This is a genomic window from Paenibacillus macerans (genome assembly GCF_900454495.1).
Classification (GTDB): domain Bacteria; phylum Bacillota; class Bacilli; order Paenibacillales; family Paenibacillaceae; genus Fontibacillus; species Fontibacillus macerans.
The window spans coordinates 1,755,962-1,766,962 of the sequence record NZ_UGSI01000001.1; the positions used below are offsets into that span (position 1 = coordinate 1,755,962).

The 11,001-nt window shown below is 48.0% G+C and carries 12 protein-coding genes and 1 pseudogene; 1 reads left to right on the forward strand and 12 read right to left on the reverse strand.

Annotated features, from left to right (window positions below):
* Positions 1–182 precede the first annotated feature (182 nt).
* The 8 genes and pseudogenes from DYE26_RS08035 to DYE26_RS08070 all read right to left on the reverse strand — a co-directional run bounded on the left by DYE26_RS08035 (position 183) and on the right by DYE26_RS08070 (position 7,284).
* Complete coding sequence (locus DYE26_RS08035; RefSeq protein WP_051985481.1) at positions 183–1,388, reverse strand: C40 family peptidase; 1,206 nt, start codon at positions 1,386–1,388, stop codon at positions 183–185.
* Positions 1,389–1,406: 18 nt separating this feature from the next.
* Positions 1,407–2,363, reverse strand: a complete 957-nt coding sequence (locus DYE26_RS08040) for a hypothetical protein (protein WP_036623473.1) — start codon at positions 2,361–2,363, stop codon at positions 1,407–1,409.
* 25 nt (positions 2,364–2,388) lie between these two features.
* Positions 2,389–2,796, reverse strand: a pseudogene (locus DYE26_RS34820) (DUF6075 family protein).
* Between the two features lie 122 nt (positions 2,797–2,918).
* Positions 2,919–3,338, reverse strand: a complete 420-nt coding sequence (locus tag DYE26_RS08050; RefSeq protein ID WP_036623475.1) for an RNA polymerase sigma factor — start codon at positions 3,336–3,338, stop codon at positions 2,919–2,921.
* A gap of 679 nt (positions 3,339–4,017) precedes the next feature.
* The gene (locus tag DYE26_RS08055; protein WP_036623477.1) at positions 4,018–6,348 is read right to left on the reverse strand and encodes a VirB4-like conjugal transfer ATPase, CD1110 family; all 2,331 of its coding nucleotides are present in this window, start codon (positions 6,346–6,348) and stop codon (positions 4,018–4,020) included.
* A complete protein-coding gene (locus tag DYE26_RS08060) occupies positions 6,341–6,703 on the reverse strand; it encodes a PrgI family protein (RefSeq protein WP_036623479.1) in 363 nt (120 codons plus the stop codon). Before DYE26_RS08060 ends, DYE26_RS08055 begins: the two co-directional genes overlap by 8 nt.
* A gap of 29 nt (positions 6,704–6,732) precedes the next feature.
* Complete coding sequence (locus DYE26_RS08065) at positions 6,733–7,074, reverse strand: hypothetical protein (protein ID WP_036623481.1); 342 nt, start codon at positions 7,072–7,074, stop codon at positions 6,733–6,735.
* 24 nt (positions 7,075–7,098) lie between these two features.
* Positions 7,099–7,284 (reverse strand): hypothetical protein, encoded by a 186-nt coding sequence (locus DYE26_RS08070; protein WP_036623482.1) that lies wholly within the window; start codon positions 7,282–7,284, stop codon positions 7,099–7,101.
* A gap of 170 nt (positions 7,285–7,454) precedes the next feature.
* On the opposite strand from DYE26_RS08070, the gene DYE26_RS08075 reads away from it, so the two are divergent.
* Complete coding sequence (locus tag DYE26_RS08075; protein WP_036623484.1) at positions 7,455–7,787, forward strand: helix-turn-helix domain-containing protein; 333 nt, start codon at positions 7,455–7,457, stop codon at positions 7,785–7,787.
* Between the two features lie 41 nt (positions 7,788–7,828).
* Here DYE26_RS08075 and DYE26_RS08080 read toward each other — a convergent pair whose 3' ends face one another.
* The 4 genes from DYE26_RS08080 to DYE26_RS08095 all read right to left on the reverse strand — a co-directional run bounded on the left by DYE26_RS08080 (position 7,829) and on the right by DYE26_RS08095 (position 10,981).
* Positions 7,829–8,668, reverse strand: a complete 840-nt coding sequence (locus DYE26_RS08080) for a VirB6/TrbL-like conjugal transfer protein, CD1112 family (protein ID WP_036623486.1) — start codon at positions 8,666–8,668, stop codon at positions 7,829–7,831.
* Between the two features lie 66 nt (positions 8,669–8,734).
* Positions 8,735–9,034: a glutamyl-tRNA amidotransferase gene (locus DYE26_RS08085; protein WP_036623488.1), complete on the reverse strand. Its 300-nt coding sequence runs from the start codon at positions 9,032–9,034 to the stop codon at positions 8,735–8,737.
* A complete protein-coding gene (locus DYE26_RS08090) occupies positions 9,034–10,689 on the reverse strand; it encodes a VirD4-like conjugal transfer protein, CD1115 family (protein WP_227872722.1) in 1,656 nt (551 codons plus the stop codon). Before DYE26_RS08090 ends, DYE26_RS08085 begins: the two co-directional genes overlap by 1 nt.
* Before the next feature lie 100 nt (positions 10,690–10,789).
* The gene (locus tag DYE26_RS08095) at positions 10,790–10,981 is read right to left on the reverse strand and encodes a hypothetical protein (protein WP_007130974.1); all 192 of its coding nucleotides are present in this window, start codon (positions 10,979–10,981) and stop codon (positions 10,790–10,792) included.
* Positions 10,982–11,001 lie beyond the last annotated feature (20 nt).

An 11,001-nucleotide genomic window follows, 5' to 3' on the forward strand; every position in this document is an offset into this window, starting at 1 on the left:
GGAACAGAATTTTAGAAACCGCAACTAGCACCTCGGCCCAAGTAAAATACTAACTATTTATTTGAACCATTAGAAATAGACAATAGTAGCGGTAGAGACAATAATCGTTTATAATGAAATTATAATCCGAAAGCATCGGTCAAAGTAACCTCGGGAGAGTTTTCCCCGGGGTTACTTTGTTTTTAGCTATAAACATTTTGTACGTTCATTTGAAACGGCCGCCCATACAGCACCTGTTGATCGGCGTCAAACAAATTCCGGTAAACCACTTGTCCGCGAGTGGATGAAGCATCGACGACCTTGCCGTTTCCGGCATAGATGCCAACATGGGTAATGTCCATAAACCGACCATTGCTGGCATAGCTCCAAAAGACCAAATCGCCCGGAGCCAAATCTTCAAAACGGATTGTCCACCCGTTATCGACACAATGTCTGGCTTGTTCAGCCGCCGTCCGCGGCAACTGAATGCTCAACTGCCGGTACACCCATTGAACAAGATAACTGCAATCTGTATAGCGGTCTTGCCCGGCCAAAACTTGACTGTATGGATCGCCCAAGCGAGTCAATGCCAAGCGGACAGCTTCACCGCCCCATTCCCCTTTCGGCAGATCGTGATAAACGATTTCAAGCTGCTCAGTCGTTAACCCAACATCCATATCTTTACCGAGAAGCGCGAACATGAGCGGGCGGAACTCCGCCGACAACATTTCATGCATGATCTCTCTTTGTTCGATTGTAAAGTCGTAGATGTCGGCCTGCTGCCCAGCAGTATGACTGGCAACTGTAATGTGCAATACCGATTCATACCAGGTTATCGTTTCCTTACTCGTGCTCCCATCTTCATGTTCCACCGTAATCGTTTCCCTGTGTTCAATCGTTTCCACGTAAGAGTCCAGTTGATTCATGTCCCAAAAGACGGAGCGAATCACATCCACCCGAGTGGCGTCCAGTGTGGCTACGTCCATGCCGTTTTCGCTGTCCATTACGGTACGAACCGCAAAGACCGCGATGACGTCCATCCAGTTATCGATGCGAGTATTATCAGCGCTTCCGAGATAATGGATTTCTACACGATCCACTGAGCCTGCATCCCGACGTATGTCCTCCAGTCGGACAGCAAATTCGTTGTCGATGTCTTGTACGATGTCAGAAAGCGGCAATACATCGCTATCCGTATTATCACTGGAGACAAAGATGCCAAAAGGAGATGATACAACCGCAGCAACAGCCATCATGATGCATAGCAAGATGATCACCGTACCGCTAACACCTAAAAGAGCGATCATGCCTTTGGCGAGTACCGCAGTCATTTTCTCCGCTACACGAATCATGCGAATGTTCCATCTGGCAACAGCTTGCAGCCGCTGCTTTGAACGGTGCATGGTCATCAATCGAAAGGCTGCTTTTTACGCTTCCCTGGCTTTATGTTTCATCCTATCTGTTGGATTATGGACCTGTCCTTTTTCTTGGCTAGACTGATGAATCGGTTTTACTGAATGGGAAAGCACCTTGATGACTTTGCCGCCCGTTTTGACACGCCCGGATACACCTGCATGCGGCTTCACCAGCTTATGAGCGGAAGAACGAACGGGGGCGGGATTTCGTTTCCTCCCGATTGTCATTTCGCCGGGTTGTAGACTCGAACGTTTGTCACGAGAACGCACGGTAGTCTTGAATAGGGTGTTCGTGGTCGTGACACGCTTCTCGACAGGTTTTGACATCGGGTTTGACTGGGTTTCACTTTTAGCTTGAGCTTGGGGTTGTTGAGCTTGTTTCCGACTGACAATCCTGGCCCGCACCATTCGATGAATATAGCGTTGCTTCCCTATCACTGTTTCGGAAAACAAAGGATATTTCCCGCCAACAGGCTTCCGCAAACGCAATGGACGCTTGGTTTGGGAAAATGAATGTACAGCCTGACGATTATCTCTTCCTTGTATGGCACCTGTTGAATGGGCGGACAGCGCTTGTTGTTTATCAGAAACAACCGAACGTTTGCTCACTTGAATGCCGCTTCGCTTACGTGAACGCCGACCGCTCGCCGTTTCCCCCGATTGCTGAGGCATGGTTTCTTTCTCCTTCGCCGTCCCTATCAAGCGCTCCCGTTTTTTCCGAAGAAGACGAATTGCTCCTTTGCTCACACCTGGAATGATGCGCATCCCCTTGCGCAGCGTGGTTTTTGCCGCCCTCACGGATTGATTTTGCGCGTACACCACAGAGGAACCTGTAGATTCCGAATCATGGCGATTAGATGACTTATGTTTGGAACGTACATCGACAGACTTTGCTTTTGCCATCAAGTTGGAGAAGCGATCCAGCTTCTTAATGTTCTTCACCCGTGTCCTTGTCTTTATATCCTTCATCAAAGTTGCCCTCCTGGCATATCCATTAACGGGTTGGACCGTTCATACGTTGGGGAACCCGGTCATGGCTCCTGCAATATTCCGGATAACGCAAGCGAATCGCCTCAAAGAAATAAGGCGCATAACGACAATCAAACAACTCGTGCGGCGTGGAATCCCGTTCCTGCTGTTCTTCTGCCCATCCGTTCCACAGATTAAAGGCCAAGCGGCTTGCTCGAAGGGAAGTACCTGTTTGCTAGGAAGCCTTTAAACCTTTCGGTCGGATGCTGTCGTTTGAAAAGTCAAACAAGTCCTGAACATGCGTCCTCGTTTCTCGCGTCAAGCCTAACGTGTAAAACAACGCACGATGATAGACATCTTGGCGATAAAAACGGCTCAGCATATCGCTGTAAAACTTTTCGTGTTCTACATCACGAAACATACCGGGAAACATAACTTTGGCACTCCTTTCATAGTAGGCGACGATTAGTCATATAACCGCCAATCGTCGCCTTGAACATCACCCTCTAATAGCCCTTTCATTTTGGGAATAAAATCGGACCCTATGATTCAAAATCACTTATTCCCGAGAATTTGCTTCAACTTCTTCAGCCCGCTTTCGATGGACTTGCGTACAGCCTTTTCATCCACCTGCTCTACACGAGCGATAGCGACCTTACTCATCCCTAAAAAATAATGTGAGTAAATACGTCGAAACGACTTTTTCGGTAATCGACACATCGCTGCGTAAAGCTCTCTTCGAAAGGCCATTTCTTCATACTCTGTTTCAGTAGAACGAGAAGGAAACAGAATATCGTTTTCGATGCCATCGTTTCGATCCAGAGAGTAATATGCCCGATGACGATGAGCGCGCAATTTATAAGCGCTTTCAAGCAACTCGAAACGTCGCATCTCCTGTACGATCTCCTCATCCACCTTGATCCAGACATCCGTTTGATAGAAAGGATACATATCGCGAAGATTGATTTTTTTCACTCTCATCCCTCTCCCTTGTTTTGATTGCCAAGCAAGCCAAAACAAGGAGGAGGCGAACGGCAGCCTGTGTCGCCTTTAAACTTAATGCGTAATAAAGGAAAACAAAAAAGACCCTTCGAAAGTACACACAAAGGGTTCGAATATTGATCCACTGAACGTGCAACACCATTCCGCAAGCATGGCAATCCTGTCAGCGGCACATCTTCAATGAGCCTGATAGCGAATTTAGTTAGGGCCTGTTCTCTGGCAGCACGAGCTGCACGCGACTTGATATTAACCAACAATATCAACTCCCGCTCTCATGGCAACACCATGATGAGAAGCAAGCCCTGTTGTTCAGTTATGTATGCAGATTAGGTGCTACCATCCGTATTTTGAAAGACCGATAATGAAACAACTCCTCTCAATGGGAAACAGACTAACCCGACAGTCGTAGGACTAGAGTAATTTAAATAGTCTTGTAGTCGTGCGCTAGCGATAGAATAGTAAAATATACCTTTACTCTTCATATTAAGCCCTGGTCAATTCTTTTTCTGCACGCCGGAATGACTTCCATCTCCAATTAACCATCACTCAATTAGCCAGCAAGTACCACTTGTCTCAGACGGCTGTGACCAGTCGAATCTACATACCTTGGCAAGCAGCTGATGAAGCATCTCATCAGCCGCTTGCCAAGGGTTTACAGCGATTCTCCCGGCTTCGTGGTCATCAAACGGTAAAGTTTTGTATGCCGTGGAAAGCTATCTGTAAATGGCACGAGAGAACTGCCGACCTTTAACAGCCCATTCCCGGCATCGACGTTTGTAATATAAGAAAGCTGGAGATCCGAAATATTAAGCAGTTCCGCCAACTCCTTGCGATCCGTACTGGCCTGATTCAGCATCACGATAAATTCGCTATTGGCCAGCATCGTTCGGGCCGTATGACTTTGCAACAAATCATCCACGTTTTGCGTAATCCCCGTACAAAAAGCGCCATACTTTCGGACACGTTTCCATAACGTGAACAAAAAGTTGGCGCTGTACTCGTGTTGGAAAAGCAGATAAATTTCATCGATGAAGATAAACGTGTTTTTCCCCTTGGCGCGATTTTGTGTAATTCGATTCAGAATGCTGTCCAATACAACCAGCATGCCAATCGGCAACAGTTGCTTGCCCAAATCCAAAATATCATAGCAGATCAGCCGGTTATGAACGTTGACGTTAGTCGGCTGGGCGAACGTATTCAAGCTGCCAGCGGTAAACAGTTCAATCGCCAGCGCGATGTCCTGCGCCTCCGGCTCGGATTGCTTGAGCAGTTCCGCTCGAAAATCCTGTAAGGTAGGCGGTTGCCCTTTGTAATTGCTTTGCAGATATTTTCGATACACACTGGCCGTGCAACGGTCAATAATCGACTTTTCCTTCGCTCCCAACTGATAACCGCCGATCAGTTGCTCGCATAACGAAAGAACAAATTCGGATTTTAAAATGATCGGATTTGCTCCGTCACCGTATTGCCGGTTTATATCCATCGCATTGATATGATTAGGTGACGTGGCCGAGATATGAATGGTCTCTCCGCCTAGCGCTTCTACTAGGGCGGAATATTCACGTTCCGGGTCAATCAGAATAATGTCATCGCCGCTGGCCAGTATTTGATTGACGATTTCTCTTTTTGCCGTAAAGCTTTTTCCGGAGCCCGATACCCCCAAAATAAAGCTGTTTCCATTGAGCAACTGCTTGCGATTGGCAATGAGCATATTTTTACTGATGACGTTTTGTCCGTAGTAAATACCGCCTTCATGCATGATTTCCTGCGCCCGAAACGGGATAAACACCGCTGTGCTTTCTGTCGTCAACGTTCTCAAAGCATGTACTTTCCGTAAACCATAAGGCAACACGGTATTTAGACCGTCCATCTGCTGGTACATAAGAGGCGAGAATTGACACAGATGTTTGCGGGCCGTCGTCAATATCGCTTCGGTATCGTTGTCGAGTTGCTCCTTGCTTTCGGCCACATGCACCATCGTCAATAAGCCAAACATCATGCGTTGGTCGCGAGTCGTCAGGTCATCCAGAAATTCCTTGCTCTCTTTTCGCTGCTGCTCCATGTCATACGGGATAACGGCGGAGAAGTTGTTGTTATTGTTTTGCCGCCGCTGCCAGTTCGTAATATTCGTCTCTACGCCCAACAAACGGTTTTCGATTTCGCGAACCGCCTCATCCGTTGGTATCGGAATGATGTCAAGGGACAGAAATAGGTTGCGATGCAGGTCGCAAAGCTCGGATACCATACTGTCCTTGATATAGCTGGCATACTCACGCAGGAAGATGACCCGGCCATAAAGCTTCCCCATCCGAAAATGATCCTTTTCAAACTCAAACGTATCCGGACAAATATAATCTTTGAAATCATGTCCTTTGCGCATCGTTTCCGACAAGTCGAAACGAAAGTCCGTTTCCTCTCCCTGGCGGAAGAAATGGTGAAAAATACGCAGCCGCTCAGTGGCGTTCAGTTCCGTACATTTGGAGCCGAGACGAGAAAAATGGGCGATCAGATCGGTCCCAACTCGAGAAAAATAATGCCGGGCTTCTTCGATATTGGGTTTGGCAATGGATATCGTTATATACTTCTCTTGAATCGTACCGTTGGCCCCAACGGATTTTTCCAGCAGCATCTGATTATACTCTTGTCGATATTCGTCCAGCTCATCTTGCTGAAGCGGAATGAAGACCGAACTTTCAAAATCCGCTCGATTCAGCCTCCGGTTATGGATGGTGATTTTCGTTGTCGCCCCGCTATCAAAGGAATTGAGCAATTCGGAATACGACAGGAACATCGCTTCCTTATCTTCGCGGGAGGCGACGGAATAATTGATGTCCTCGAAGCGATACGTCTTGGAAAACTTGTTGCCAACTAAAAAAATCCCGTCCGCCCAAATAGAGCGAATCGGGATCACTTGTTGTACGCCTTTCGGTATAACAAATCGTTCCTTATCCTGCTTGATGATACGACTTAACGTCTTAATCATGGCGCTTCATTCCTTTTTCATACTGCTCTATGGTCTTGCTTAACGCCGCCGCATACGTGTTCGTCGAGTGGAAGACCAAGCGCCGCGGCATTAAAAATTCCGATTTGATATACGCCCATAGCAATTGCTCGGCATTCATACCGTGGTACCGGATAAAGCCCAGGGCGGCGAAGGGGGCCGCACCTAAGACGCATACCCAACTGAGTGTCTCAATGCCGAAACGACTGCGCAGCATAAAGTACAGCGCTATCGCCACACCTACGGCCAAAACAGAAAAAAAGAACTGTCGCAAGGACAGTCCAAAAAAGATGCTTTCCGTATATTCCCGGATCTCCCGGTTGATTTTCACTTCCACATGTCATCCCTCCCAATTGCTTCCTGTTCTTACGGCTTCGCCTTCGCTTGGCCCTTTTCGTGACTGAATGTAACCGGCGTTTCATGTGGCGGCAAAGCGGAATGATTCAGTAAAGCAGTGGCAAGTTGTATGCCATCTGTCAATCCCTGCATGTACAGCCGTTCATTCATCATGGCTTGCTTGAGAATATACTTGTCCTCCCAGTCTTCAAACTCAGGTGTTTGAGCCATGATCAGCCCCGAAAATATAGTGTGAAACGCCTCATCTTCTTCATCCCTAATTTTTTTCAGCTCTGGATGATGTTCGATTTGTGCCGAAACCTCATCCAATCGCCTTTGAATGGCTCCTCGGAACCACGTTGGAAATCCCATGACCTTGCCCCTTTCATCCCTCTTTTACCGTATCGGTTGCCTATCCTTGGCCTTCATTCGTTGATATTGCACCATCAACTCGTCTACCCTCCTACTCTGTTCCTGAACCTCTTGATTGTCGGATAAAGGAATCGATTGCATCAACGATTTTTCGCCAAGCTCGTTTAATTTTTGCATCTCTTTCTCCAGTTTTCTTACTAGATCATCCACTCATTTGCACTCCTCTTCCTCATTCTGTTTGCAACTCTATCATGAAGCATTAGCATGTTGTCATCGGAAAAACTACCCTGATAGTACTTTTTAAACTCATTTCAGTCAATTATGTGCTCCTCCATAATAGGAGTTATAAACTGAACCTGATTGTAAAGGGGTGACCAATGATGAGTGTGTACGATAGAAAGAAGGTAGGACAGCGCATTCGGAAACAGCGAGAAGCTTTGGATATCTCGCGAGAACAAATGGCCGAGTATATTGGGAGAGTCCCCAGATTCTGTGCCGATATTGAACGCGGACAAGCCGGCATGTCCATTGAAACCATGCTTCGTATTTGTACCCTGCTGAAACTATCCCCAAATGAGTTGTTGCTGGAGCAAGAGACAAATAGCAAAAGCAATGATACCGAACTGATTTTAGCTGCACTAAACCAATGTACTGAAAAGCAACGAAACGATGCCCTGGCGCTTTTGAGGCTCTTTTTGGCAGCCATCCGGTAATACTCCCCGAACTGCCTTCCCTCCCGTCAGCATGCCTTCGATTACAGCCCCATCATCTCCCGCACGATCCGATCCGCCATTTTCACCATGCCGACGAGAACCAGCATGTTGAAAATCAGTTCGCCAATGTACGTCCAGACCATGGTCACCGCCTGTGCGCCTTCGTTCACGACCGATGGCGCGGTAGCAAATGCCGAAAAAACAATGCAAGCCAGCACAATGATCGCCCCTTCTAAACAAACGGCGGCATATCCCTTTAAAAAGGACCTGCCGATGGATTGGGTCGGCTCCCCAGCAAACGATGAGAGGGGGACAGGAGCAATGGCTGTGTAAATATAGAGACGAAAAAAACGGCCGTAAACAGAGAGAATCATAATAAACGATAAAACGGTGATGAACATGCTGCCTAGCAGCGTTACCACCCACAGCGGAATGCTTTGCCAGAAGCCCACATCTTGAATCGCTTGGACAATCGTATCCGGCAGTGTCATCATGTCCGATGAACCAAATCCCGACCGGCCAATCATGGCGGCAATGATGCCCTGTACAATCGAAAATAGCGCCATCATCAATTCCAGACCATACGTGACCGCCGCCTTGGCCAAAATAAATCGAACAAATAACTTCACGGCAACCTCCGGTCGTTTCATTTCCGCAAAGTTACCGGTCGTTTTCATCACGCCAATCACAAAAAACAATACCAGCAAGGCCAATCCCGTAGCTTGCAACGCACCGTGAATATCTAAGATGACGCGCCATATACCACCGCCTTTAAAATCCGCCGGCGACTCGGTGACCAACTCCCAAATCTCCGACATTTTATCATTCCAGGTCTCTAATGCATTTTCGAGATTGTCGATGATCCAACTGTTCTTAGACACATTCACCCTCCCCCCAGATTCGGGGAACAAACCGCTGGCTTATTCCCCGAATGCGAATACCCGTACTTATCCGGCAATCAGGTTGAGAATTTCCTTCGTAAAGGTAATGACCACGCCACCGGCGAGTGTTAAGAACCCGTTAGCTCTTTGGGTAGGGTCGTGAGACTTGAAAGACAAACCAATCTGCACAATGCCAAAACCCAAAATAATCATGCCCACAGCCCGGATCAGGCCAAAAATAAAATCAGACAAATTATTCACGGTAGTCATCGGATCATTCGCGTATGCAGGTGTAGCAAAGCTCCCCACCAGCACGCAAACCATGTACAGCGTCATCCATCGTTTCCATCGATGTTTCACGTTCATCATTCCTTTCCTAAAAATAATGACTCCACTTCATCCTCTGCCAACAGCTCGTAATCTCCGTCTTCATGAAGCTGCACCGATAACCAGTCGATGGCATAATCCGTACCTCCATGCTGGAACGGCGAAGCCTGGCCATCCGTTGTAAGCTCGATGTTCGGATGCCGCAGCAAATCATACTTGTCATCCTGTATCGGTCGTTCTCCACGAATAAAGAGCAGGGCATAGCGGTTATCCAACATCCGCACTTCGTCCGGGGTCAACAATTCTCTTCCCGAATGCTGGTAATTGATCGAATAGTTACCGCTGCGCCCCTTGCTCTCACCATAGGTGTTGGTGTCAATCGTTTCCTTGCCGAGCAGTTCCGACACATATTTGTGTGTGGATTGTTCATTGCCTCCCAAGTACAAAAACACATCGCAGTTGCCGACAATCGACTCCCAGGCATCCTTGTACAACGCTTTAAGTTGCGCCAGGTTTTGAAGGATAATCGACACCGAAATTTCCCGACTCCGCATGGTCGACAGCAGCTTGTCAAATTCATCTGGCAACGCCACATTGGCAAACTCGTCCATTACAAAATGAACATGCGTAGGCAGCCTCCCACCATGCCGGTAATCCGCTTCATACATGAGCGATTGAAAAAGCTGCGTGTACAGCATGCCGACGATGAAGTTAAAGCTGCTGTCGTTGTCGGGGATGACGGCAAACAAGGCAGTTTTTTTCGTACCCATGCGGGGCAAGTCCAATTCATCCACCGTACTCATGCCCGCGATGCTGGTCAGATTAAACTTCTCCAGCCGTACGCCAAGCCCGATCAAAATGGATTTGGCCGTTTTTCCGGCAGCCAATTTGAAAATGTTGTACTGTTTGACCGCCAAATGCTCCGGGTCGCGCATCTCCAACCGCTCGAACAACTCGTCCAGCGGACTCTGATAGGTCTCATCTTCCTCCCGCACTTCCGCCGCGGCGATCATTTCCATAATCATCGGAAAGTTTTGTTCCTCCGGCGGCGCTTCATAAAGCAAGTACAACATAAGCGCCTCCAGCAGCGCTGTTTCCGAACGCTCCCAGAAGGGATCGTTCGTGTTGCTGTTTTTGGGTGTCGTATTGCGAATCAGGTTGGTCACCAATTTCAAGACATCCTTGTCGTCCTGCAAATAGACAAACGGGTTATAGCCATGCGAACGATGCGGGTGAATCAGGTCCAGCACTTTGATGTCATAGCCTTTGGCTTTAAGCAGATGACCGGTGTCCCGCAATATTTCCCCCTTTGGGTCCAGAACGACATAAGAGGTCGAGGCTTGCATCACATTCGGCTTAGCATAGAACCGTGTTTTGCCCGCGCCGGAGCCGCCGACAACCAACACGTTCAGGTTCCGGCGATGCTTGCGGCCATCCAGACCGATTTTGACCCGCTGCGTCAAAATTTTGTTTTGTTCCGTCCGTCTGTCTCGATACTTGGCATTGACGGTTTTCGCTCGGCCCCAGCGGGCGCTGCCGTGCTCTTCCCGCCGACGATAATTCCGTGGTGTCGCCAAATAAACCCCAGCGCAAAGCCCATAGATCAGCGCAAAAATCAACAAGCAGCGGGGCGTATCGTCCACCCACTCTATGTTAAGCGGCTGGCGCATCGCCGTGCTGAGATGGACCAACATACTCGGCAATCCTTCTGACCATGCGGGAGCAACCAACAGTGCCAACCAGATGACGGGAATAAAAAAAGCCGCAAAGAGTATCAAATTACTCCTTGCGGCTTCATCGCGTTTCATAATGCCTCCAGCGCTTTTTATTTAGAAGTGGGGCATCAATCATTTTTAACAATAAATCATCCACGGCATCCGTCGGTCGTTTCTCACCGATTAAGTCATTTCGTAACGCATTCAGCGCATGGACGACTATCCCGTGCTCATAATGATTCAAAGACAAGATTCGTTCCTGTTTTTTCATAGCACTCCCTCCAGACAAAA

Bases quoted from the DNA above. Each gene is read 5' to 3' on its own strand.
- DYE26_RS08040 (WP_036623473.1), bottom strand. From the start codon at position 2,363: ATGAAGGATATAAAGACAAGGACACGGGTGAAGAACATTAAGAAGCTG.
- DYE26_RS08085 (WP_036623488.1), bottom strand. From the start codon at position 9,034: ATGAACGTGAAACATCGATGGAAACGATGGATGACGCTGTACATGGTT.
- DYE26_RS08090 (WP_227872722.1), bottom strand. From the start codon at position 10,689: ATGTTGGTCCATCTCAGCACGGCGATGCGCCAGCCGCTTAACATAGAG.
- DYE26_RS08075 (WP_036623484.1), top strand. From the start codon at position 7,455: ATGAGTGTGTACGATAGAAAGAAGGTAGGACAGCGCATTCGGAAACAG.
- DYE26_RS08035 (WP_051985481.1), bottom strand. From the start codon at position 1,388: ATGACCATGCACCGTTCAAAGCAGCGGCTGCAAGCTGTTGCCAGATGG.
- DYE26_RS08055 (WP_036623477.1), bottom strand. From the start codon at position 6,348: ATGATTAAGACGTTAAGTCGTATCATCAAGCAGGATAAGGAACGATTT.
- DYE26_RS08095 (WP_007130974.1), bottom strand. From the start codon at position 10,981: ATGAAAAAACAGGAACGAATCTTGTCTTTGAATCATTATGAGCACGGG.
- DYE26_RS08065 (WP_036623481.1), bottom strand. From the start codon at position 7,074: ATGGGATTTCCAACGTGGTTCCGAGGAGCCATTCAAAGGCGATTGGAT.